Origin of the sequence: Zobellia uliginosa, from assembly GCF_900156625.1 — a bacterium.
Taxonomy (GTDB): Bacteria; Bacteroidota; Bacteroidia; order Flavobacteriales; family Flavobacteriaceae; genus Zobellia; species Zobellia uliginosa.
Window position 1 is genome coordinate 481360 of sequence record NZ_FTOB01000002.1, and the last position, 25480, is coordinate 506839.

The 25480-nt window shown below is 43.1% G+C and carries 20 protein-coding genes and 1 riboswitch; of the genes, 6 read left to right on the forward strand and 14 right to left on the reverse strand.

Features of this window, described 5'->3' with window-relative positions; genetic code table 11:
* Window positions 1-118 precede the first annotated feature (118 nt).
* Window positions 119-215: riboswitch (TPP riboswitch) on the forward strand.
* 110 nt (window positions 216-325) lie between these two features.
* The 6 genes from thiS to thiH all read left to right on the forward strand — a co-directional run bounded on the left by thiS (window position 326) and on the right by thiH (window position 5687).
* Complete coding sequence (gene thiS / locus BW980_RS06585) at window positions 326-529, forward strand: sulfur carrier protein ThiS (RefSeq protein ID WP_083690393.1); 204 nt, start codon at window positions 326-328, stop codon at window positions 527-529.
* Window positions 530-635: 106 nt separating this feature from the next.
* Window positions 636-2495, forward strand: a complete 1860-nt coding sequence (thiC, locus tag BW980_RS06590; RefSeq protein ID WP_076454136.1) for a phosphomethylpyrimidine synthase ThiC — start codon at window positions 636-638, stop codon at window positions 2493-2495.
* A gap of 10 nt (window positions 2496-2505) precedes the next feature.
* The gene (locus tag BW980_RS06595; protein WP_076454137.1) at window positions 2506-3138 is read left to right on the forward strand and encodes a thiamine phosphate synthase; all 633 of its coding nucleotides are present in this window, start codon (window positions 2506-2508) and stop codon (window positions 3136-3138) included.
* 5 nt (window positions 3139-3143) lie between these two features.
* On the forward strand, window positions 3144-3797 hold the full coding sequence (gene thiE / locus BW980_RS06600; protein WP_076454138.1) for a thiamine phosphate synthase: 654 nt from the start codon (window positions 3144-3146) through the stop codon (window positions 3795-3797).
* A gap of 2 nt (window positions 3798-3799) precedes the next feature.
* Complete coding sequence (locus BW980_RS06605; RefSeq protein WP_076454139.1) at window positions 3800-4570, forward strand: thiazole synthase; 771 nt, start codon at window positions 3800-3802, stop codon at window positions 4568-4570.
* A 10-nt stretch (window positions 4571-4580) separates the two neighbouring features.
* Window positions 4581-5687 (forward strand): 2-iminoacetate synthase ThiH, encoded by a 1107-nt coding sequence (gene thiH, locus BW980_RS06610; RefSeq protein WP_076454140.1) that lies wholly within the window; start codon window positions 4581-4583, stop codon window positions 5685-5687.
* A 20-nt stretch (window positions 5688-5707) separates the two neighbouring features.
* On the opposite strand, the gene BW980_RS06615 is transcribed toward thiH, so the two are convergent.
* The 14 genes from BW980_RS06615 to BW980_RS06680 form a co-directional block, all read right to left on the reverse strand.
* Complete coding sequence (locus BW980_RS06615; protein WP_076454141.1) at window positions 5708-6520, reverse strand: RluA family pseudouridine synthase; 813 nt, start codon at window positions 6518-6520, stop codon at window positions 5708-5710.
* 138 nt (window positions 6521-6658) lie between these two features.
* Window positions 6659-7423 (reverse strand): YoaK family protein, encoded by a 765-nt coding sequence (locus tag BW980_RS06620; protein ID WP_076454142.1) that lies wholly within the window; start codon window positions 7421-7423, stop codon window positions 6659-6661.
* A 194-nt stretch (window positions 7424-7617) separates the two neighbouring features.
* Window positions 7618-8094 carry an OsmC family protein gene (locus BW980_RS06625; protein WP_076454143.1) on the reverse strand — a complete coding sequence of 159 codons (477 nt, stop codon included), beginning with the start codon at window positions 8092-8094 and terminating at the stop codon, window positions 7618-7620.
* A 152-nt stretch (window positions 8095-8246) separates the two neighbouring features.
* Window positions 8247-9839 (reverse strand): glycoside hydrolase family 32 protein, encoded by a 1593-nt coding sequence (locus BW980_RS06630; RefSeq protein WP_245799983.1) that lies wholly within the window; start codon window positions 9837-9839, stop codon window positions 8247-8249.
* Window positions 9840-10232: 393 nt separating this feature from the next.
* Complete coding sequence (locus BW980_RS06635) at window positions 10233-12701, reverse strand: T9SS type A sorting domain-containing protein (protein ID WP_083690394.1); 2469 nt, start codon at window positions 12699-12701, stop codon at window positions 10233-10235.
* Between the two features lie 1267 nt (window positions 12702-13968).
* Window positions 13969-16110 (reverse strand): DUF349 domain-containing protein, encoded by a 2142-nt coding sequence (locus tag BW980_RS06640; RefSeq protein ID WP_076454146.1) that lies wholly within the window; start codon window positions 16108-16110, stop codon window positions 13969-13971.
* Between the two features lie 190 nt (window positions 16111-16300).
* Window positions 16301-17041, reverse strand: a complete 741-nt coding sequence (locus BW980_RS06645) for a shikimate dehydrogenase family protein (protein WP_076454147.1) — start codon at window positions 17039-17041, stop codon at window positions 16301-16303.
* Between the two features lie 32 nt (window positions 17042-17073).
* Complete coding sequence (locus tag BW980_RS06650) at window positions 17074-18102, reverse strand: DUF368 domain-containing protein (protein WP_076454148.1); 1029 nt, start codon at window positions 18100-18102, stop codon at window positions 17074-17076.
* Between the two features lie 10 nt (window positions 18103-18112).
* Window positions 18113-19027, reverse strand: a complete 915-nt coding sequence (locus BW980_RS06655) for a polyprenyl-phosphate transporter (protein WP_076454149.1) — start codon at window positions 19025-19027, stop codon at window positions 18113-18115.
* Between the two features lie 115 nt (window positions 19028-19142).
* Window positions 19143-20543, reverse strand: a complete 1401-nt coding sequence (locus tag BW980_RS06660; protein WP_076454150.1) for a tetratricopeptide repeat protein — start codon at window positions 20541-20543, stop codon at window positions 19143-19145.
* Window positions 20544-20640: 97 nt separating this feature from the next.
* Complete coding sequence (locus BW980_RS06665; protein WP_076454151.1) at window positions 20641-21822, reverse strand: aspartate aminotransferase family protein; 1182 nt, start codon at window positions 21820-21822, stop codon at window positions 20641-20643.
* Complete coding sequence (locus BW980_RS06670; protein WP_076454741.1) at window positions 21819-23522, reverse strand: OstA-like protein; 1704 nt, start codon at window positions 23520-23522, stop codon at window positions 21819-21821. The genes BW980_RS06665 and BW980_RS06670 overlap by 4 nt, the downstream gene beginning before the upstream one ends.
* A gap of 204 nt (window positions 23523-23726) precedes the next feature.
* Complete coding sequence (locus BW980_RS06675) at window positions 23727-24998, reverse strand: adenylosuccinate synthase (protein WP_076454152.1); 1272 nt, start codon at window positions 24996-24998, stop codon at window positions 23727-23729.
* Window positions 24999-25010: 12 nt separating this feature from the next.
* The gene (locus tag BW980_RS06680) at window positions 25011-25466 is read right to left on the reverse strand and encodes a Fur family transcriptional regulator (protein ID WP_076454153.1); all 456 of its coding nucleotides are present in this window, start codon (window positions 25464-25466) and stop codon (window positions 25011-25013) included.
* Window positions 25467-25480 lie beyond the last annotated feature (14 nt).

A 25480-nucleotide genomic window follows, 5' to 3' on the forward strand; every position in this document is an offset into this window, starting at 1 on the left:
AAATACTCCTCGGACTTAAGTAGGGAAGGGGGGTATATTTTTTATGGCCTATCGATCAAAAAAACAAACTTCTTACGTTTTTTCAATTTTATAACATTTTCATTCTATACATTTGTAGAGTAAACTTTAGGGGTGTTCCCCATAAATGGAACTGAGACATACCCTTTGAACCTGATGCGGTTAGTACCGCCGAAGGGAAAAGTTGAAAAACATTTTGCAATAAATGTTTACAGCCTTTTCATTGATGTACCCTGTTTTTCCTTTGGGTACCTTCGTTTCAAAGACTTCTCGGACCTCTATCGTTACAGTATAAAATGTATTCTGTATGATAACGATAAACATGAACCAACAGCGGTTGCAGGTCGGTGCCAAGACCACCATCTATCAATTTTTACAACAAATCGATTCTTCCGTAAGCGGCGTTGCAGTTGCCATTAACGACCAAGTTGTGCCACGAAGCCATTGGGAAACCCGTTCTCTGCAAGACGACGATACCGTTCTAATCATTCAGGCCGCCCAAGGCGGATAGGAATAAGGCCGTATTGTCCCGTCCCTTAGCATTTCCAATAAAAAAACATAAAAAATCATATAAACACGCCAATAGCGAATAGCTTGACGCACTTAGCCATAGAAAAATGAAAAAAAGAGACACCGCCCCAAAAGAAGGTCAAATTACAAGACATCCTTTTCCAAATTCGAAAAAAATCTATGTAAGCGGAAAAATATACCCAGAGCTTAAAGTGGCCATGCGTGAGATTACTTTGAGCGATACCAAAGATTCCCTAACGGGGAAGCTAACACCTAACGAACCCGTAACGGTATACGATACATCGGGACCCTACACAGATCCCGAAAAGAAAATAAACGTACACAATGGTATAGAGCGCATACGCGAACCGTGGATACTTGACCGTGGCGATGTGGAACGACTTGAGGGCTTCTCTTCTGAATACTGCAACCAACGCTTGAACGATTCTAGCCTTGACCATATGCGTTTTTCACACCTAAAAACACCCTTAAGGGCGAAAAAGGGAAAAAACGTAACCCAGTTGCACTACGCCAAACAGGGTGTAATTACTCCTGAAATGGAATACATCGCCATCCGTGAAAACCAAAGGATCGATGAGATGACGGAGATTACCAAGCAGCACAAGGGCGAACATTTTGGGGCGGCTATTCCCCCAAAAATAACACCGGAGTTTGTTCGTGACGAAGTGGCTCGAGGTCGTGCGGTTATTCCTTCCAATATAAACCACCCAGAAGCGGAACCTATGATTTTGGGTCGTAACTTTTTGGTGAAGATCAATGCGAATATCGGTAACTCGGCTACGACCTCTTCCATTGAAGAGGAAGTGGAAAAAGCGGTTTGGGCCTGTCGTTGGGGAGCCGACAATATAATGGACCTCTCTACCGGTCAAAATATTCACGAAACCCGCGAATGGATCATTCGTAATTCCCCGGTTCCCGTAGGTACCGTACCGATCTACCAAGCACTGGAAAAGGTAAACGGTGTTGCCGAAGACCTTACTTGGGAAATTTTCAGGGATACCCTAATCGAGCAGGCTGAACAGGGAGTGGACTACTTTACGATCCATGCGGGCGTTTTGTTACGTTACGTTCCTATGACGGCCAAACGGGTTACCGGTATCGTTTCCCGTGGCGGTTCCATCATGGCGAAATGGTGTTTGGCGCATCATAAAGAGAGTTTCCTATACACCCATTTTGAAGATATCTGCGAAATCCTGAAGCAATACGATGTGGCCTTTTCATTGGGTGACGGACTTCGACCGGGTTCGGTGGCCGATGCCAATGACGAAGCCCAATTTGCCGAGTTGGAGACCTTGGGCGAATTGACAAAAATTGCCAGAAAGCACGAAGTACAATGTTTTATCGAAGGTCCGGGTCACGTGCCCATGCATATGATCAAGGAGAATATGGAAAAGCAGATAGAGGTTTGCGACGAAGCCCCGTTTTACACCTTGGGCCCATTAACGACCGATATCGCTCCTGGTTATGACCATATAACTTCAGGAATCGGTGCGGCCATGATCGGTTGGTACGGATGCGCCATGCTGTGTTATGTTACGCCAAAGGAACATTTGGGCTTACCGAATAAAGATGACGTTCGAACTGGGGTGGTTACCTATAAGTTGGCGGCCCATGCAGCGGATTTGGCAAAAGGACATCCTGGGGCACAGCATCGAGATAATGCCTTGAGCAAAGCGCGATTCGAATTCCGCTGGGAAGATCAGTTCAACCTGGGCTTGGATCCAGAATTGGCCCGTGAGTACCACGATGAGACCTTGCCTGCGGAAGGAGCCAAGATCGCGCACTTTTGCTCTATGTGCGGCCCTAAATTTTGTTCCATGAAAATATCTCAGGAAGTACGTGATTTTGCCGCTGCCAATGATATCGTAGATAACGAAGTCATTCAGAAAGGTATGGAAGAAAAATCAAAAGAATTTAAGGATAAAGGCTCGGAAGTGTATTTGTAAAACCTGAACCATGATCGTTCTCATTGCCCCGGAAACCGATGTGCCCAACGAACTTGAAACCTTGAACCATTTGTTTCAAGAAGGGTTGGAGTATTATCACCTACGTAAACCTAATAAGGATTATGCGGGGCATGTGGCGTATTTAAAGGGTATCGATAAAGCCTACCATAATAGGGTCGTAGTTCACCTGTACCATCGCTTGATCGCTGATTTTGATTTAAAGGGAATCCATTTTCAGGAGCAAAAGCGAAGGGAGATACTGGGAAAGGACGCATTAAATGAAAAGGCTCCAGATACGGTGATGGAACATTATATGGCATCGTTGGAAGTAGACCGTTCCAAGGTCAAGAGCATAAGTTCTTCGTTTCATGAACCGAATGAGCTGCAAGGCTGTAACTTTGAATTCGATTACCACCTATTGAGTCCCGTGTTTTCTTCCATTTCAAAGATTGGATATGAGGGTAGGGGATTCAATGTCAACCATATCGACAAAAAGATCATAGGTATGGGGGGCGTAAGCAAGAACAACTTGCCTGAAATTCAAAAATTAGGATTTCGGGGCGTTGGGGTCTTAGGAGGGATATGGAACAGTAAAACGCCAATTGAAGAGTTCAGGGCGATGCAAGAATTTTATAGAAACTAGTGAACATGAACATACCGAAACTACATTACATATCGCAAGGAAAGACACCGGAAGAGCATCTGGAAAATATTCAGAAAGCCTGTACATCGGGAGCTGAACTGGTGCAATTGCGTTTAAAGAACGTAAAGAAAAGCGTGGTGCTCAAAACTGCGGAAAAGGCAAGGGAGCTAACAGCGCATTTTCAGACACGCTTAATTATCAATGACCACTATCAAATTGCCAAAGAGGTACAGGCGGATGGGGTGCACTTGGGTAAAACCGATGCCGACCCCGTAGTGGCCCGAAAGCTATTGGGCGATTACTATATCATAGGGGGAACGGCAAATACCTTGGACGATTGCTTGGCTTTGGTAAAGAAAGGTGTCAATTATATTGGTTTAGGACCTTTTCGTTTTACGACTACCAAGGAAAACCTGAGCCCCATCATTCCACTGATCGGATACCAGGGCATTGTTGGGGAATTAAATTCCGATATGCCTATTATCGCCATAGGTGGCATTACCATAGATGACGTTCCCGAGATTTTAAAAACAGGGGTTTATGGTATTGCAGCATCTGGGGAGATTACAAAGGACTTCAATAAAATAAACGCCTTTCATAAACTTTTGAAGGCCCCTTCTACCAATGAACAGGTTTGGAATAGGGAAACAAAATTTTAAATATGACAGATATACTTCAAATAGCGGATAAGACTTTCTCGTCAAGATTGTTTACCGGTACGGGCAAGTTTTCAAGTTCTGAAAAGATGCGGGAAGCTATCTTGGCTTCAGAAAGTGAGCTGGTTACCGTAGCCCTTAAAAGGGTAGAGGTAGAGAATAAGTCGGACGATATGCTCAAAAGCCTTAATGCGGAACATATCAATTTATTACCGAATACTTCCGGGGTGAGAACGGCCAAAGAAGCGGTTTTTGCGGCACAATTGGCGCGTGAGGCCCTAGAGACGAATTGGATGAAATTGGAAATCCACCCAGATCCCCGCTACTTATTGCCCGACCCGATTGAAACCTTGAAAGCAGCCGAGGAATTGGTGAAATTAGGCTTTGTGGTAATGCCCTATATTCATGCCGATCCGGTTTTGTGCAAACGCTTGGAAGATGTTGGGGTGCAATGTGTAATGCCCTTGGGCGCACCCATTGGCAGTAACAAAGGCTTGAAAACCGATGATTTCCTAAAGATCATCATTGAACAGAGCAATGTACCGGTAATCGTAGATGCCGGTATTGGGGCGCCATCACATGCGGCCTATGCTATGGAGCTGGGTGCCGATGCCGTATTGGTGAATACGGCCATTGCGGTAGCCCAATGTCCGGTTGACATGGCAGTTGCCTTTAAAATGGCGGTAGCGGCAGGTAGGATGGCATATAGCGCGAAATTGGCCCCGATAAAGGAAGTGGCCGAAGCCAGTAGCCCCTTGACCTCATTTTTGAATTAAAACCGAGTATATGGCCTTTAAAGATACATTTGAACAATACGATTGGGATACGCTGGAGCGGGAAATTTATGCCGTGACCGAAGCGGAGGTAGCAGCGGTGTTAAAAAAGGAAAGTATTTCCTTGGATGATTTTAAGACCTTGATTTCCCCGGCCGCCAAACCCTTCTTGGAGAAAATGGCGCAGCGCAGCCATCAGTTGACCAAGAAGCGTTTTGGGAATACCATACAGATGTACCTGCCCATGTACCTCTCCAATGAATGCCAAAATATTTGTACGTATTGTGGATTTAGTATGACGAACAAAATCCCCCGAAAAACCTTAAGCGATGCCGAAATTCTAAAAGAGGTGGCGCATATAAAGAAATTGGGGTACGACCATATTTTATTGGTGACAGGAGAGGCGAACAGAACCGTTGGAGTTTCCTATATTAAACATGCCATAGAACTGATCAAAGACCACTTTTCAAATATCAGTATGGAAGTACAGCCCCTCGGGCAGGCAGATTACGAATTGTTGATGGAAGCCGGGTTATATGCGGTTTTGGTATACCAGGAAACCTATCATGAAGCCACGTATAAGGTACATCATCCTAAAGGGAAAAAATCCAATTTCCATTATCGTTTGGATACACCTGACCGATTGGGGAAGGCCGGAATCCATAAAATAGGATTGGGGGCCTTGTTCGGTTTGGAAGACTGGCGGGTCGATAGTTTTTATACGGCCCTGCACTTAAAATACCTGCAAAGGACGTATTGGAAAACGAAGTACAGCATTTCTTTTCCTCGGTTAAGACCGCATCAGGGCGATGTGCAGCCCAAAGTGGAAATGACCGATGCCGATCTGGTCCAGCTGATTTGCGCTTATCGTCTTTTAGATGAGGATGTGGAGCTTTCTATGTCTACCCGTGAAAGTGAAACCTTTCGAAACAACATTATAAAGCTAGGGATTACTTCCATCAGCGCCGAGTCTAAGACCAACCCGGGGGGGTATACGGCCGAGCCCGAATCTTTGGAGCAGTTTGAGATTTCCGATGAACGTTCTACAGGGGAAATCAAGGAAATGATTAGAAAACAAGGCTATGAGCCCGTTTTTAAAGATTGGGAAGTTTTCGCCTGATGAAGCTGAATTTACACCGACTAAAGCTCACCGAAAATCTTGGTAAACCTTTCCGGTAGATCGTCTGTTACTTTGAGATGTTCCCCGGTAAAGGGATGAATGAATTCCAAGGAATAGGCATGCAGGTAGAGGCCTTTACCCATTAAGATAAAGCCTTCTTTACCATAGGTTTTGTCACCGAGAATAGGGTTGCCCATAGCCGATAAATGTTTCCGTAACTGATGTCGCCTTCCGGTTTTGGGGGCGAGCTTGACTAAATTTAAGTATTCGTATTTTTTTGAGGGAACCGAACGGACGGTTTCAAAATGGCTTTCGGCAGCTTTATCGTCTATTGGATCTGTAATTTTTCCCGAGAGCGGCATTTTTCCGATCGTTGTCGCATAGTATACTTTGTGGACTTTTTTTTCTTCAAAAAGTTGGTTGAGTTTACGGATGCTGCTACCTGTTTTTCCCGTCAATAAAAGTCCCGTTGTAGCATAATCCAGTCGATGTACGGGCTGCGGCTTGGTAGCGTCGGATACATCGCACGGTTTTAGGTTTTGGGGCAAGGCGTTTGCAATGGTCTTAAAGCTGTTTCCGCTTACAAGTATACCTGCGGGTTTGTGGATTATGGCCAAGTAATCGTCTTCAAAAAGGACCTTGAGGTCGAAAACCAAAGTCTTGCAAGAGGGGGTTTCCTCAGCTAGGGAAAGTTCTATTTTTTCGCCTCCCTTGAGGTAGGTAGCGGTATGGGCCAAGTGCCCGTTTACCTTGACGCGCTTTTTCTTTAGGGCTTTTTTCCAAGCCGATTTTGTGGGGACGGAAGGAAATACGCCCACACCATACTCTTGCATACGGATAGGGGCGTCAAGTTGCGCTACGATATGTATTTCGGTATATGCGATTTCAAAAAAGAATGGGATTCAAGGTGCAAGTTAAGGCATAGAAACGGATTGAAAAAAAGGGAATTGAACAATGGCAAGCCGATATGGTTATCTGCGAAACGCATGTTTGTGCTTTGCGGTTTTCTTTTGGGTATACTTTCTCCGCGCCTTGATCAAACGGTAGCGGATGTCGTCGTAAAAGAGACTGGCAAGAAGAATGACGGCTCCTACAATGAGGGTGTTCAGTTTAAAGTCCATTTTAGAATAGAGAAAACCGCCCACTAATCCGCCGGCAAAAAAGAAAAGGATAATATAGATGCGTAGCTGGATATTCGACTTAAGTTTTCCTCTGTTAGGATGCAGTTTGGGAAAGAACAATTGGGAGATTTCTATTCCTAAATCCGTAAAGAGTCCCGTTAAATGTGTAGTTCGGACTATGGCATTGGAAATTTTGGTAACATAGGAGTTTTGGAGTCCCATAGCAAATAATAACAAACAAGCGATGGTATCGAACGACTCCAGTTTCATCACATTGCTCGTTAGGGCTATGGATATCAAAACAAGACATTCGATTGTGGTGGGGAGCACAAAAACGTTCAGTTTTTTATTGGCCCGAAACTTTTCAATCAGATAACTTGATAAAAACGAACCGAAGAGAAAAGAAAAAATATATAGAAAATAGATGGTACCCCTCCAGAAGTCAAAATTGGCCACATCATAAATAAAAAGTGCAAAATGTCCGGTGACATTTGTAGTCAACTGCTTGATCGATAAGAACCCCGTTACGTTTACGATGCCTGCAACAAAAGACAATACGGTTGCAATCTGCAGATTGTGTTTTAAGGTTCTGCTTTTGCCTTGATGTCTAAACATTCATTCTTCATTTACCAAATTGCACGGGCAAAGGTCTCATTTTTTTTAAGCTGTACCACTTGTTTCCGCCAAAATTTGCGCTTTGGCCGAGGAAAACCCCATTCCTTTCTTTTTGAGGGCTTGGTTTAGGGAAAAGGAGTCCTTGGGCGGTTGTAATGTCACCACATCATCAAATTATCGATTCGCAATGATTATTAGGCTTCCTTAACGATACAACGTGAATTGTGCCGTACTTTGAAGTTTACGGAATTGGCGATAAAGCAAAGTTCGTTGGCCTTGGTATGAAGCGCCTTTGCTTTCGCTACCATTTCTTCCTTCGTGACGGTAACGATAGGGTTTAAGCTTACCTCCGAAAATTGTCCGCTACCATTGGCGTTCTCCTCCATTATGCCAGTGGCATTGTCCTTGTAATCCGTTACAATGATATGGGCTTCCGAGCACAGGTGTAAATACCAAAGCATATGGCAAGACGATAGGGAGGAAAGAAAAAGCTCTTCGGGGTTGTACTTGCTTCGATCGCCCCTGAAGGCCGGGTCCGATGAGCCGTATATATCCGGTTTATTGTTGATGGAGATAGTGTGACTTCTTTCGAAGGCCCTATAATGGGAAGTGCCCGTTCCTTGGTTTCCTGTCCATTTTACGGTTAGGGCGTAGTCATGTCGTTTTTTCATGTGCTTCTAATGTATACTAGTACAAGTGTTATCTTGGCTCTTGCTTTCCCTCAATCTGATTAATCGATAAATAAGATTAAATGCTCCGGGGTTTGCCTCGAAATCAAGGTGTATTCCTTTTAATGTAGCGCGATCTTGCCCCGAGGTATAGTTTACTTTTTCCCAGGCTTCCAAATGCCCTTGAGGGAATAGATTTTTGTGTCCTTGATTTTCCATGTGCCTTTTTGTGAAAATAAGGAAACCGTATTGAATTTCTCCGAAGGAAAGAAAATATCCGTAAAGTTCAGTTTCCCGCCGTTAACGAAAATTTCAAGGGAAGAGGCGTCGACAAATAGCTGTATGTTCATGGTGTCTTCGTCGTAGTTTAATGGGGCGTAATGTTTTTTCCCGAAAAAGTCTTCTGAAAACTTGGTTTTGGCAGAGTTGGTCCGGTCTACATATAGCATATCCCCACCCTTATCGAAAGTGATGACCAGGTTTTCCCCTAGGTCGTTTTTAAGCTCGAAACCAAAAGAACCGGCCGTGGTTTCCTTTAGGTCGATCTCCATAGCGATTTCAAATTGCGAAGGCGAAAACGAAGCCTCTAGCAGGTGTCTATCTTCGACTTGAAACGGACTTATCAAAGTGGAGTCTTTTCGCAACGCTTGTAATTCTTTTACCGGGCTACTGATTAAATGATAGTCCGCATTGGATCGGGTCAATTTTAATTCCCTCGGAAGTGTCATGGCGCTCCTCCAGTTTTCGGTAGGGACAATTTGGGCGTACTGCCAATTGGACATCCATCCTATGCCGATAATTCTACCATCGTCTTTAGGGATGTTGTTCCATGTAACAAAGGCATAATTATCAGCGCCCCAATCGAGCCATTTCTGTTTTTTTACATCGCTTGTAAAGGTTTTTCCATCAAAATCACCAATAAAATAAGAAGAGGCAGTACCTCCATTAGGGGCATTTTTTTGGATGCTGACGATCAAGGCCCATTTTTCTTCATCGGAGCCTTCAACTTTTATAGGAAAGAGGTCTGGGCATTCCCATAGGCGAATATCGCCGTCTATACCAAAGTCGGAAAGATGGGTCCAATCGATAAGGTTGGGAGAGGCATAAAATTTGACCTTGTCATAGGCGGCCAATACCAAGATCCATTGTTGCGATTTTTCATGCCATACTACTTTGGGGTCCCTAAAATCTTTGATGCCTTCCGTATTCGGAATAACGGGGTTGTGCCCGTATTTGGTCCATTTCACACCTTCATCTAGACTATAGGCGATACTTTGGGTTTGAAAATTGTTTGTTTCGGCTTTTTCACCCTCTAAATTGTGGTGGGTAAATGTGGCTACGATGGGCGGATTCTCCTTGGTGCCGAATTTAGAGGTATTGTTAAGGTCTACCACGGCCCCTCCTGAAAAAATGAGTCCCAATGAATCGGGGTATAGGGCGATAGGGAGGTGTTTCCAATGAACCAGGTCTTTTGATTCGGCATGTCCCCAATGCATTGGTCCCCATACGGTACTATCTGGGTAGTATTGATAAAAGAGATGGTATTTCCCCTTGTAAAAAAACATTCCATTAGGGTCGTTCATCCATTTGGCCTCGGGGGTAAAATGAAATTGTGGACGGTGTTTTTCTTGATAAGGTTCAGGAAGTTTCTGGCTATGCGTTATTTTTTCTGTTTGTTCCTCCTTACAACTTATGGACATACTCATGATGGTGAGCACCAAGACCGAAAAAAATATCATTTTCCTCATAGACAATGGGTATAGGGATAGTTAAAGTTAAGATACCCAATTTAACGAATGTAAAGCTAATAGAAAACTATTTCGATAATTCTACAGGGGTGATTTCGTTCGAATTCATATAGTTTTAATTTTATATGGTTTGTAAAAACGGGGAAGGATAACAAAGTTTTGGATTTTAAATTTCATATATCATCGATTTTTGTCGTGAACGGGTGTGAATAGATATATTTTCGGTTTGGGACGTATGTCGACAAACCCTTTGATGGGCATATAACTTTAAACGAGGGGTGTAACCCCTATAGGACAGCCCCTCGTTAAGGTTTTAAATAATTAGATACTAATCTCTCTACCTTTCTTTAAGTTATAAACTTAAGATCGTTTTTTATATAGAAGGTATACCGTTTATTTTTCAACTAAAAATCTAATCATTTTATTTTCAATTGATAAAAAGTAGATTCCTTTTGGGAGGGAGCTTACATCTAAGGATATCTCGTTTTTACTCGACTGTGTGCTCCCTTTGGCCACATGTTGCCCGGTTGAGTTTATAATGGTATAGGCCACATTTTTTTTAGATAGGCCTGTAGCGTGTAGTCTACCTTCTACGGGATTCGGGTACACTGATATTTTGTTGCTCTCTTCTTCTTGGGGCAATAGTTCCGCATTGGTCTTGGCGCTTGTGTTACTAGATAAATAGACCTTAGCTTTTTGAAAGCCTGTACCTTGTGAGCCGGCCAGTACGTACGGACGGTCTTCGTTAGAGATGTCTATTGCATTGAATAGGGGGTAGGCCGCTTTTTGATTTTGTTTTGACCATGTATTTCCTCCATCATTGGAAAACCAAATTCCGTTACTACCTTCTAACAGTCCTCCAGATCCCATGGCACTTGAGGAAGTGGCATAAATAATATTTGAGTTTTTAGGCATAATGGCTACTTTTCTCATATACTTGTCGGTAAGTAGTTTTTTCCAAGTGTTGCCTTTGTCTTTACTTCGAAACAAACCTCGGTTTTCTCCGAAACCATTTACTGCAACATAGACCCAATTCTGGTGGTTAGGGTCGGTGACGATATCACTAATTCCTTTATACCCTTTATTTCTAATATCTAAGGTTTCATTATTTGCGGGTAAATCATTAAGTTGATTTAACCGGCTCCAGTTTCTCCCTCCGTTGGTTGACCTCCATAGCCCTTTGGTGCCTCCTGCGTAAACGATTTCCCCGTTAAATTGATCGACCGCCGTGTAATTACAGAACTTATCTTTAAGTACCCTTGTCCAGTTATTGCCATCGTTTGTACTTTTGTACACATCGCCATTGGCAGTAACGTAAAGGATTCGATTATTGGAAGGACTCTTAACGTTCATGGAAAGACCATTAACATATTTATTCGATAGGATACCTCGGTTCACTTCGGTCCAACTTGATTTTTCTCCTTTATCAGTGCTTTTGAGTATATAACCTTCTTTACAAGTGACCCAAACTACATTTGCTCGGGAAGGGTCTGCTACAATAGAATGAAAATTACCGCCTTTACCGTCACCCCACCCGTATTTGGGGTCGTCCGTGTTACAATTTTCCCATGAGACCCCCTTGTTAAGGCTTCTCCAAATACCCATATCGGCAAGACCTAAATAAATAAGGTTGGGGTCTTTAGGGCTTATAGCCATATCAACATTAACCAGGTTGTCAACACCTGTACTTTGCCAACCCTTATTACCTATTTTATTGGCATGCAATACCCTGAATTTTACACCTCCATCTTTAGAGCCTAAGACCCATTGGGAATTTGTCCAGTATAAATTATCGGGATTTGACGGATCTTGGGCAATGGTTCTAGCATATCCATCCCCTACACCGGAGTAAGTGCCTTGTGTACTGCCTGAAAATGACGTTTCCCATGTAGAAACATCGGCTATTTTTTGAAAAGTGTTGCCGCGATCTGTAGATAATAGGGTGCCCGACCGTGAGTTCCAACTCGCTACGGCCCTTGTTTCGATAATTCTAAGATTCGAATTCTTAGGATTTATCAATATAATCCCTCCTTGGTCATGAATTTTATTCCAAGTACGGCCCGCATTGGTACTTTTATAAAGCCTACTGTCCAATCCATCGGTCCAATATCGATTGGAGCAGTCTGCTTTTACAGCGGTAAGGTATTGAACGTTAGGATTGTTGGGGTCAATAGCAAAATCGGCTACTTCTGTGAACCCTTCGAAATTGTTATTGGCGGTTAGGTTTTTCCAGTTGGCCCCGCCGTCGGTACTTTTGTAAACATCGGCCACAGAACAGACAGGCCTTCCCTTTCCGGTAAGAATATAGACCTCATTCTCATTTTTAGGGTTTACGACAATTTTGATAATTCGGGTTTTAGGCAGGTTGACATCTACCCTTTCCCAAGTGTTACCAACATTTTTCGTACGCCAAATTTCGGCATTTAAGGTATTCCAGTTGCCTTGATGTCTCGCAGCGTATCCTACGGAAGGGTTGTTAGTGCCAAACTCAATGTCGCTAATGTACGCCTTGCCCTCTGATAAGACCAGTCTCCATGTATCGCCTCCATTAGTTGTTTTATAGAGTCCATCACTTGCTACGAACATTATGTTTCCATTGGTCTTATGAAAACCCATACCGGAAATATGGGTCCCGTGAATGCCTTTGCTGTCGCCACAGACATCCCATGTAGCTCCACCGTCTCGGCTTCTATAAGCTCCACTTAGGTCACTTCCTGCTAGGATAATGCCTGATTGACTTACTCCTATCGAACCGAACCACCCGCCGCCGCCTGGGTTGGTTCGTTTCCAATTATGGGTTTGTGAGTTAATAGTTAGGGTAAAACACATTAAACATAATAAAAGACTAATAGATTTTTTCATTTTATTGGGTTTTGGGGTGAACGAATATTTAGGATTTATACACTATAATTAATGCTTCAAAAACTTGGTTTTGAATCATAGGTGATTTTTCGACATCGGCTTCTATGGATTATATTTAAAGACTGTTGTTTTGACACACGGTATGATCGCCAATAATGGCAACATTTCCATTTCATTTCTTCAGAGTATAAAATGTTGAATTATCGGTGCTATTAGTGTTTATTTGACCATCTCCATCGAATTCATCGGATGGGTTTTTGACTTTACGCATTTTTCTTCTTCAGGTTTCAGGTGGTTCTCGAATGTCGGTTGATATTGTGTGTTAAGGCTGCCAAATGGGCGAACACTCCAACGATTAGACTTAGGTCGTTACTTAAGTGGTATGATTTTATCATTACGGTTCGTTTAGGATATGCCTCTTTGATTTTTGTAGATCAATAAGTCTGAAAACTTGGGCAAAGATATATATTTATAGTATTTTTCCTACTTATTAAATAAGAATCGTAAGAATGTAGCGTAAATGTTATGTTTGCTGGAAAAAACTCCTGTAATATGGGGTTTATATAGAAATTTGATGCTTACATCCTAGGGCTACAATAGCTACATTTTGTTGAATATGTAAGAATATTTGTTTCGGGTATAATGTTTTAGCTGATAAAGAATATAAAGAAGGGCAGGAGAAGTGTTTTATACGATTAGTCGGTATATTGAAAAGCCCCTTTTTATTAGCGCTCTCATTTGCGTCAAATTTTATTATAAATCTTGGCAAGGCATATTCTATTGGGAATACCCTTCAGCTTGCCATATTTTCAATTGAACAATAACTATTTCTTAGCTATAGCCTACTTGCTTCCGTTTGTTGCGAAGCCCCAAAAGCGAAGGTGCCGGGTATATCCTAGCTCTATGGACAGGTTTTCTAACTTATTGGGAATCTTTTCTCCAATTTTTTGACCTCTAGTTTTTCTGGAAATATACATTACTTTGATTTCCATGGAGTTGTGAGTGTATTCAGAGATTGCTCCATAGTCAATGTCTTTACCAGTTTTGAAGGCAATGATTACATGTTATAAATTTAGGTATAGTATTGAATTGTGTTAACGGACGGTTTTCTCCATCCCTTTAGGAAAAATCAGAATTTAAGAGTTACTCGAATTTTCAAATTCTAGGTTTTGGCAATTCGTTCAGATGAATTCAATCATGTATTAAACCGTAAATTCAAGCGTTCGGTTTCATCAAAGTTGATTCTTCCATAATGTCCCGGTTAAATTTAGTCTTCCTGTGCTTCTTCGCCATCTTCCTCTTCGGCATCGCTTGCCCGGTTCAGGTCATTCTTCATGATATTGAGCTTTTTCAGCTTTGCTTTCCAGGTCTCAAGCGTTTCCTTGTGGCTTTCTACCCTTTTTATAACATCACGAACCAACGGATTATCTTCCGATGCGTTGGAGAAAAATTGGAGATTGGTTTCTAGCTGGCGGATTTCGGCCTTGCTTTCCTCTATTTTTTTACGAATAAAACTACGTTCGTTTTGTATGGCCCGCTCGTTATCGGCATCGGCCAATTGTTGAATTTTATTACCGTATTTCAGTAGTTCCGATTCTTGGCGGTCAATATCGAGTTTTTTAAAGATGGCGTCGAGGATCTTGTTAAATTTTTGATCGATGCTCTTCTTCTTAAAAGGCACCCTTCCAATGGATTTCCATTCGGCGATAAAGGCTTTTATCGATTTTAGGTCGTCTTCCCTTGTACCCGATAGTTCAAAGGTCGACAGTCTTTCCAAACAGGCATTTTTCTTGTCGTAGTTTTCCTGTTCTTCTTTTAACCCCTCGTTTTTAAGCGCATGGAGTCGGTCGAAATAATGGTTACAGGCACTTTTGAATTCCTTCCATATCTTATCGGAATATTTTCGGGGTACGTGTCCGATTTTCTTCCATTCGCTTTGAATTCGTTTCATTTCAGGGGTAGCACTGTCCCAGTCCTCACTGTCCTTCAGGGCAACGGCACGGTCGAGTAGGACCCGTTTTTTATCGAGGTTTTCCTGCTGCTCTTTTTTAAGGTTCTTGTAATAGGCGTTTTTATTCCTATTAAAATTTCGGACTGCGGTTTTAAAGGCGTCCCATGTTTTTTCGTTATGGTTTCTTGGCACCTTTCCGGCCGCAAAAAAGGCGGTGCGGAGCTCCTCTAGTTTTTTGATCTGTTGTTGCAGGGCTTTGTGGCTGCTTGCAACGTTTTCCGAAAGTTCCTTAATGGAAGCGATGATTTCGTTCTTACGGATGAGGTTGTTCTCGTATTGGGCATCAAGTTCTTTGTAATGGTCTTGGCGCCTTTGGTGTAATACCTTGGTAGCATTACTAAAGCGTTCCCAGATTTCTTCACGGTGTTCTTGGCTTACGGGGCCTATATCTTCCTTCCAGATTTTGTGCAAGGTCTGTAGGTCCCTAAAGGCTACGGTGAGGTCGGGCTCGTTTGCAAGGGCTTCGGCCCTTTGCACCAGTTTTTCCTTTTCCTCTAGATTGTGTTTGAAATCTAGGTCGCGCAACTCGCGGTTCAAGTGTAGGAAATCGTAAAAAATCTCTATGTGGTGCTGGTAGGTGCGCCATACGTTATTGTACTCGGTACGCGGTATGGGTCCGGCATTGCGCCAGTTTTCCTGAAGTTCCTTGAACGCCTTGTAGGTGGAGTTCATATCTTCATCTACGTTTATTAAACCTTTTAGCTCTTCAATGATCTCAAGTCGCCGGTTTAGGTTTTCCTTCAGGTTTTTTTCAAGGTTCTTATAATATTGGTTGCGTTTTTCACGGTAGTCACTGTAGACTTCGTTAAACTGCCTCTTGGTTACCGAATTGTACTTGAAATCTACTTCGTTGCCGCCTGCGTTTATAAAATCTTCTTTCTTCCCTTCTATAAATTCTTGAAATTTCAGGTCGAATTCTGACTTGATGCCTTCAACATGCTTCTTAATGGCCTGTACTTTTTCGTTACGGACCAATTTTTGAAGTTCGCCCACCAAGTTTTCCATAGACATCGCATGGTAATCTAAAAGCGGAATGGTATGCCGCTCTTGATTATCGGTGTCTTCGGCGTCCTCGGCATTGTTCTCGTCTATTTCTTCGAGTACGGCATCGTCTTCGTTCTTTGCCTTTGCGGTTTCCGCAGGGGCGGTCGGGGCCGTTTCTTCTGTTTGGGTCGTTTCAGGCGGGGTTTCAGCTTCGGCTGTAGTTTCCGTTTCGGGTTCGAGGGGGTCCGACGGCTTTTCCGTTGGTGCCTCTTCCGTTGCTTTAGATGGTTCTTTTTCGGGGATTTCTACGGCTTCCGGTACTTCTTTTGGTGCAGTAGCCTCAGTATTTTCAGTGGTCTCTTGTATGTTTTCTTCCCCTACGTTATGTTGTAGTTCCCGTTCCTTATCTTCCATCGTTTATAAGATATTGATTATGCAGATTGCTAGGGTAAGATACTAACAACCGCTCTAATGACAAAAGGTATGGTCGTATTTTAGCTTTTCTGCACGACGTGGGACTTTGATAAGGAGGTATGTAAGGTGCCGTTTTTTATAGGTCCTCTTGCCTAGATAGTTAGTCTTGGAAAGCGCAGGAAAAAGATGGCTAACGCTCTTGCCAAATTTGCCAAGAACGGTCGGCTTGAAGCTCTAACATGCGTAAACCGTTGGAAATTTGGGCGCCTTGGGCCTCGCCGGCCGTTAAAAACGCGGATTTTTCAGGATTATAGATAAGGTCGAACAAAAAGTGTCGGTCACCGATAAATTCGTAGGGCAGGGCGGGACGTTCCTCAATATTGGGGTGTGTGCCAAGTGGGGTGCAGTTCACCAATACCGTATGTTCTTTTAATACTTCTTCGGTGACCTGGTCATAGCTGATCTTATTTTTTCCGGCACTCCTTGAAACAAAAAGGTAGGAAATGCCAAGCTCTCCCAAAACATAGGCTACGGCTTTTGAGGCTCCGCCAGTTCCCAAGATCAATGCTTTTGTATGGTGCGGCTTTAGAAAAGGTGACATGGCGTGCTTAAAACCATAGGCATCGGTATTAAAACCTTTGAGTCCGTTTTTGTTGAACTGTATGGTGTTTACCGCGCCAATTTTTTCGGCCTCGGGATCGAGTTCCGTCAAAAAGGGCATTATTTCTTGTTTATAGGGTATGGTCACGTTCATACCCTTGATGTCTTTGTTGTTTTTTAGAACATCGGTAATTTCTTCGATGGCTTGAAAGTCGAAATTCTCATACGAGTGGTCGTTCAGGCCCAAGGAAGCGAATTTTTTGGTGAAATATCCGCGAGAGAAGGAATAGGAGATGTTTTTACCGACCAATCCGAACCGTGTTCTTTTCATATTTTGTTTTTTAAGGATAAAGGGAAAATCGATTATACTGATAGTTTAGCTTCTTTTTGGGTCTTTCCGTACCAATCGAGCAAAAGCAATATGGCAACGCCCACCCCGATGAAAAAGATGGCCCACCAAGTTTCCGAACTTGCAAGATCGGGAAAGAAGCGTTCGTAATTACTGATGATTTCCTTTCCGTTACTATCTAGAACCAACTCGCCGGAAGCATCGGTCTTAAAGATCGTGCGTTTCCATGGCCATACCACCCCCAGTGAACCGGTTATAAAACCGATGATGACCGCGGTGGTGATGTGTTTATAATGTTTGAGTACATAGGTCAATAAATGCGAAAGGCTCACCAGTCCCGTGGCCGAACCCGCAGTGAATACGGCTAAAATAACCAAGGTGTCGATCCGTTCGGTGTTTTGGGTAAAGCTAAAGTCGCCGCGTAATACTTCGGCAAAGGTATCGTAGAGGGCATTTACCGAATCGACCAACAAGAGCACATAGTTGCCCAAGAGGATAAGGATAAAAGAGCCCGAAAGACCGGGAAGGGTCATGCCTGAAACACTGATGATACCACAGGCGAAAATGAAGAAAAGGTTATCATTTTCCTTAGCGGGATTGAGAAAGCTGATAGATATACCCACGATAAGTCCGATGATACCGGCCGTAATGGTTTTACGGTTCCAGTGCTCAAAGTCTTTTGAAATGTAATAGATGGATCCTAAGATCATACCAAAGAAAGCGGCCCAGACAAATAGCTCTTTGCGTTCTAAAAAGTAATCGAGCAGTTTGGAAACGCTAAAATAACTGACCAGCATACCAAAAATAAGAAGGGAGAGGAAGGTTCCGTTGATGTAACGGAAAAAACTCTTGAACCTTCCGTTCAAAAGCAACTTGAACGCCTTTCCGTTGACCTTCTGTAACGAGTAGATAAATTCTTCATAAAAACCTCCGACAAATGCAACTATACCTCCAGAAACACCGGGCACTTTGTTAGCGGCGCCCATGCACAGACCTTTTATGACCAAGAAAAATTTGTCAAGAAATGTTCTGGTATTGTACATGATAGGGGACTTATTTTTTCGAAGCAGTTCTTTCGAGAATAAAAATAACCAAAAAGCCGGTCAATGCGGCAATTATGGCGATCATAAGTTGATTGTCGCCTTCAAAATTAAAGGGACTCACGTTTTCGTCTATCGTAATGATTTTTTCGCCAATGGTCTTGGTGTCGAGTACGCGCTTCCAAGGCCATATTTTATTCAATGAACCTACAATAAAACCGGTCAGTAAGGCAAGGGTCAGGTTTTTTTGGTGGTTGAACATCCATTTTAGTACTTTGGCAAAACTCAAGAGCCCGAAAATGGCCCCTACACCTACGATCCCGATAATCTTGAAATCGAGATTGTGCACCGCATCGATTATGGTTTTGTACGACCCCAGCAATACCAAGATAAAGGCTCCGGAAATACCGGGCAGGATCATGGCACAAATCGCCAAAGCTCCCGATAGAAGAAGATAGGGGAGGCTATGGGCACTTTCGGAGGGAGGTAAAATGGTGATATAATAGGCGATGGCGGCTCCTAAGACCAATGCGATAATGGTTTTTGCATCCCATTTTTGAACTTCCTTGCCCACGAGCAAAATGCTTGCAATGACCAGTCCGAAAAAGAAAGACCAAATGAGAATGGGCTTGTTCTCCAACAACCAGCTTACCAGTTTGGCCAAAGAGAGTACGCTTATACCGATCCCCAAGAACAAGGCCATCAGAAAATTCCCGTTCAACTTGGTCCATGCGGCCTTAAGTCCGTTTTCCTTGAGTTCCTTAAAGAGGGAAAGGTCTACGTTGTTGATCGAGGTAATCAGCTCTTCGTAAATTCCCGAAATAAAGGCTATGGTTCCTCCGGAAACACCTGGTACAACATCGGCAGCACCCATGGCCATGCCTTTTAAGGTAATGAATGTATAGTCAAGCAAATTTCTTTTTTCCATGTAGATTATTCGTTGAAAAGCAAAAATAGCTTTTAAAATTTGAACCTAGGAAAAAATGGAACAAGCCCTTATGATTTTTATGGATTAAAAATATAAGGGCTTGGTGGTAAGGTGGTTATTTTGCTGCTTTTTCTGCCTTTTCCACAGCTTTCAAAACCCATTCGGATTTGGTGTACTGGGGAAATTCCTCAAAGAAAAGCGACAATTTTTGCAAATCTAGTTTTAAGGCGTCCATCAAGCAGATCCGACCGTTGATCGTATCGTTGTTCGCCAAGTGGAAACCCGCCATTTTATATTTGAGCTCGGCACTCTCAGGATAGAATTCTTGACCTTGTGACAGTATTTGAAGGGCTGTGGCGGCATCTTCGTTATTATAGACCACATCGGCCCAGTTTAGCCAGGTCTTTAATTCGTAATTGCCAAGGTCTACGGCCTGCTTAAAGGCAAAATCGGCTTGATCGTACTTTTTGAGCGCGGCATTGATGTAGGCGCATTTCTTCCAGTACAATGGGTTTTCGCCATCTATGTTCAAAGCCTTGTTTATGTAATAGAGGGCTTTTTTATAATTGTTTCGTCTGTAGTAAAAATCGGTAATGGCCAACCAACCCTTATCAAGTAAGGGGTCTTCGTGTACCGTATGGTAGTAGTAATACTTGGCCATTTCGTCATTCCCCAATCGCTCGTGACATTTGCCGATACGCAAATAAGCATGTGAGGTAGGGTCATCCATTTTAATGGTGGCCTCATAATTGTCGATGGCTTCATTGTATTTGCCCATTTTTTCTAACACCTTTCCCTTTTCAAAATAAGCACCTATAAAGGTGTCGTCGGAAATGATGGCAAAGTCAAAGGCACCCAGAGCTTCGGGATACATCTTTTTGTAAATATATTGCTTGCCCAGTTGATGCCAGGCCACTTCGCAATATGGGTTTCTTTCTAAGTAATCGTTCAGGTATACAATGGCTCCGTCATGATCTTCTAGAAATTCAAAGCAGTAGATTACGTTGTAAAGCGATGAATAATCTTGTTCATCGAAGGATACACAGCGCATAAAACTTTCTTTGGCCAATTTAAAATCGTCCATGAACAAGTACTCCATCCCTAGTAAGGAATGAATGTCAAAGCTGTTTTCCGACAGGTCGAGTGCCTGGTTCAAAAGCGCGACCGCAGCTTCATGGTTATCTTTCTTTGAATAGATATTGGCACGTTGGATAAAGATCTCTTCGTTGGTTCCGTCCAATATTTGAAGTTCGTCCAAATACTGTTCGGCAAGGTCAAGGTGGTTTTCAAAAACCAAAACCTCAATATCCAACAACTTGAGTTCAATAGAACCTGGGTGCTGTTGCAGACCGATTTTGATCGCTTTCTTCGCCAGTGCTATTTTGCCATTGTTCAAATAATGATGTATGATGTCTTCAAAATCTTCGGCGTCAAAGAAATAGACGTCGTCGGTTTTAAGCATCGATTCAAACTTGGCAATTGGCCTATTGGGCCTTTCGTTGGATTCTAACGCCATAGAAACGTTTTGGTTAAACTATGTTATTAAAAGTAGCCTTTTGATGGGTTCTTTTAAAACTGATTGCCGCTATATTATTAACAAATTAGTTAACAGCTTATTGCTTATAACCTTCTAAAACTTCAAGTATTATGCCACAACCGCTTTCAATTTCCTCGGCCGACATGGTTAAGGGAGGTGAAATTCGTACCGCACGGGGCTCAAAGAGCAACCAAAATAAGATCAAACCTCTTTTGGCGCACTCCAAAATTACGTGATTTGCTATTTCGGCATTTTCCATAATCAAGGCGAGCATGAGGCCTTTTCCCCTAATTTCCCTAATTAGTCGGTGTTTTAGCAGCTTTCTGACAAGGGCTTCCTTTTTTAGGGTGTCCGCGATCAGTTGGGTCTCGGTAATTTCCTTTAGGGTGGCCAAGCAGGCCGAGGCAATAACCGGGTTTCCGCCAAATGTGGTGATGTGTCCCAATTTCGGACTGTCCTGTAGGCTAGACATAAGCTCGTTTGAGGCGGTAAAGGCTCCTACGGGTAGTCCGGAAGCCATGCCCTTGCCCATGACCAAGATATCGGGTACACAATCGTAATGTTCAAAGGCGAAGAGTTTTCCGGTACGGCCAAAACCGGGTTGGATTTCGTCTAAGATCAGCATAGTGCCGGTAGCGTTACAACGCTGGCGCACTTTTTTTAAATAGCGATTGGTAGGTTCTATAAAACCCGCCCCGCCTTGTATGGTTTCCAAAATTACGGCCGCAGTCTTGTCGGTGATCTTTTCGAGCTCGTCTTGGTTATTGAACCTGATAAACCCAACATCTGGTATCAGGGGCCTAAAGGCACTTTTGCGTTCTTCGTAGCCCATTACGCTCAAACTGCCCATGGTGTTTCCGTGGTAGGCGTGTCGGGCGGCCAACAATTGACTTCTTCCGGTGGCCCTACGTGCCAGTTTTAAGGCACCTTCGACCGCTTCGGTACCGCTGTTTACCATATACGTGGTTTCTAGGGAAGGGGGTAAAAGTGAAGCGAGTAACTTTGTATAGGCTACCGCTGGTTCTTGAACGTATTCCCCATACACCATTACGTGCATATAGGTTTCGGCTTGTTTTTGTACGGCCTCCACAACCTTGGGGTGGCAGTGTCCGAGGCTACATGCCGAGACTCCCGCAACAAAATCTAGATGGGCCTTGCCATCGGTATCGTAAATATAGCTGCCTTTGGCATGCGAAATCTGCAAAGCCAACGGGTAAGGGGAGGTTTGTGCCTGATATTTTAAGAAATCTTCTTTCATTGTATCGGACTTGAAGTCACCTTTTGAACTTTGGGCCTAAGCTTGGGAGCCGGGGCCTTGTCGTTTGAAGAAGGAATTTTGTTGACCGGATCGCCCGAGTTTTGGCTGCGTTCCGCCTCTTCGGCATCAATGTCGATAGGGTTGTCAATGCCCCGTATGACCGGTAGTACAAGATTGTTGTCGTCTTCGTCGAAAATGTCGTCTTTGGTTCTGATACGCTCATCGCCACGCCAGATGAAACCTTTGAGTTTCCGGCTCTCAACGGGGAGTTCCTTTTCAGGGAATATATCGCCATTGGGTTCGGTAAAGAAGGTAAGGTCTTCCACATCGTTATTGGCCATGACAATATTGATTCGGCTGCAAATGGTTTTGTCTATGCCTATAAGTTCGTCGTCGTCATTGTACATATAGTAAATGACCTCGGTGTTCTTGATCAGGTCGATATACTTGAGTTCGTTGTCTTCGAACTTACCGAAGAGGTCTTTTCCCTTAGCCTGGTTGTAGCCGGTTTTTCCAATACTGTCCAAAGAGATGATAAAAGCGTTTTCCAGTACTTTTAGGGAATCTAGTTTTTCGGTTTCAAGGTTTGATATAAGGTGTATACTATCGCCCGTCATCTGGTTTTCGCCGTTCCATATGACCGGATTCCGGATCAGTTGGGTGATTCCCGTTTTTTCCGAAGAAAATATAGAATCGCACTTACCGCTCAAATCGGTCTTGTAGAATTTGGCATTTCTAAATGCCCGAAGTACGCGGTTTTCGGGTTTTCCCGTTATCATTAAAGTATCGCCGTGCATATAAAGCGAATCTTGCTCTACCAAACTTATGGATACGGCCCGTTTGGTTGCAAAAACCGAATCTTTCGCCTTGAATACTTCGGCATAGTGGGCACGAACAATACCTTTGTTTATGGTGTCGGTCACTACAATGTTATTGGTGGCCGAAGCAAATTCACTTGCCTTGTCAAAATATACGCTATCGCCTTGTATGATGCGATTATTGTAGTCGATACGGGTATTTTTTATTCCGTAGCCACTTTCGACTTTCGTATCGTAAAATCCGCGTTCACAATAAATTTTATAGGTTTCGCCCGTTATGGTCGAAGGACCGTACATATAGGCGTTCTTTGATGTGGTATAATAGTCGAGGCGGTCAGAATCTAAGGTGTACTGGGGGTTTTCAATGTGTACACTGTCTAAAAACTGGTACTTGTCGAGTTCCATAAAGTAACGGCCAATTTCGCTGGTAAGGGTATTGGTAGAATCGACAATGGTGCCCGAGCTGTTGTAATAGGCCTCTTGTTTTTCACGGTCAAAATAGAGCGTATCGGTTTTTAAGGTCATTTTGCCACTTTTTTGGTCGGTCTCTAAAAGAACCTCCTCAAAAGCCTTGGCAAGTTTGGTCTCACCGTCATAATTGATTTTCCCGCTGGTCATTTCAATGGAGTCGCCCTGTTGTAAACGAACGTTGCCCAAGGCCCTTAAGCGGTTTTCTTTTTGGTAATAGATAGCGATATCGCACCATAGGTCGGCTCCTTGGTGTTCGAATTGAACCTGTCTGTCGTCTTTACTGAATATTGAGGCACCAGGAAACTGGGCTTCGTTTTTTGTGAAGTTGGCACCGTAAACAATATTGATCTGTTTACTTTGGGTAGTATCGGTTACGGTTGTCTTTTTGTCTTGCCCATAGCATATAAAGATGGGACAAAGGAGTAGTAAAAAAATACGAAGTAGATTCAAGGCTATCGGATATTTTGCCCAAAAATAGGCTTTTTTTAAAGGAAGTGATATAGTTTAGGATAGATTTAGGACGATTGTAGGTAGTGTGGGAAACCTAGTTTATCCACCATCATCCTAAACTATATCATTATAATATATTCCGAAGTTCTGCTAAAAATCTTTAGACTATCTGTGGATGGTCTGCGTACGGTCAGGACCTACGGATACAATTTTGATCGGCACTTCGAGTTCTTTTTCTAAAAAATCGATGTAGGCCTGTAAGGCTTCCGGTAACTGATCGGCATTGTTCATTTTGGTAAGGTCTTCAGACCAGCCCTTCATTTCACTATAGATAGGAGTTACGTTCTCGGGCTCTATGTTGAAGGGAAGGTGCTCTATTTGTTCGCCCTTGTAATTATAAGCGGTACAGACTTTTATCTTGTCAAAACCACTTAAAACATCGGCCTTCATCATCATCAATTCGGTAACACCATTGATTTGTACGGCGTATTTAAGGGCAACCAAGTCTAACCAACCGCATCGTCTCGGACGTCCTGTGGTGGCGCCGAATTCGTTACCGACACGTGCCATGGTTTCACCGTCTTCATCAAAAAGTTCGGTTGGAAAAGGTCCGCTGCCGACCCTTGTGGTGTAAGCCTTGAAAATACCCTTGACGTCACCTATCTGGTTCGGGGCAACCCCAAGACCTGTACAGGCACCTGCGGCAGTAGTGTTACTGGAGGTAACGAACGGATAGGTTCCGAAATCGATATCCAATAAAGAACCCTGGGCTCCTTCTGCCAATATTTTCTTTCCGCTTTTTTGAGCTTGAAAAAGGTATTCCTCACTATCGATAAAGGTCAGTTTTTTCAACTCGCTAACCGATTCGAAGAAATCTTTTTCCAATTCGGCCAAATCGTACTGTATGTCTACGTTGTAGTAGGCGATCATGGCCTCGTGCTTGTTGGCCAAGTTACGGTACTTCTCTTTCCAGTCAGATAATTCAAGGTCTCCGATCCGCATACCGTTACGTCCGGTCTTGTCCATATAGGTAGGTCCGATCCCTTTAAGGGTGGATCCGATTTTGGCCTTACCTTTTGAGGCTTCGGAAGCGGCATCGAGTAAACGGTGCGTTGGCAGTATCAAATGCGCCTTTCTTGAAATGAACAATTTAGCCTTGATGTCTATATTGAACTTGTCTAGGGCGTCAAGCTCTTTTTTAAAGATAACGGGGTCGATAACCACACCGTTACCTACGATGTTTATGGCCTCTTTGTGGAAAATTCCCGATGGAATGGTGTGCAGTACATGCTTTATTCCATCAAATTCCAAAGTGTGTCCCGCATTGGGGCCACCTTGAAATCGAGCTATAATATCATAATCTTTGGTAAGAACGTCAACGATTTTTCCTTTTCCTTCGTCTCCCCACTGTAATCCTAACAATAAATCTACTGCCATCTAAAATTTTGGTTAGCTGTTTGTGTTTTCTTTTTTATTTCGAGTACCATAAAAATAGAGGGAGTGTGTGTTGATTTTTATATCAAATACCTCCTCAATGGTTTTCTTTATCGATTGAATACGAGGGTCGCAAAACTCCATTACCTCACCGGTGTCGGTCAAGATAACGTGGTCGTGTTGACGGTCAAAGTATGATTTCTCGTATTGCGCCTGATTTTTACCGAATTGGTGCTTGCGAACCAATTTACATTCTAACAAAAGTTCAATGGTATTGTAAAGGGTGGCGCGACTTACCCTGTAATTCTTGTTTTTCATGTTTATGTATAGCGACTCAATATCAAAATGTTCTTCGCTATCATAAATTTCTTGAAGTATGGCGTAACGTTCGGGTGTTTTCCTGTGCCCGTTTTCTTCTAAAAAGTTGGTGAAAACATTCTTTACGATTTCTTGATTTTTGTTCTCTGCCATAATTAGGTTCTGTT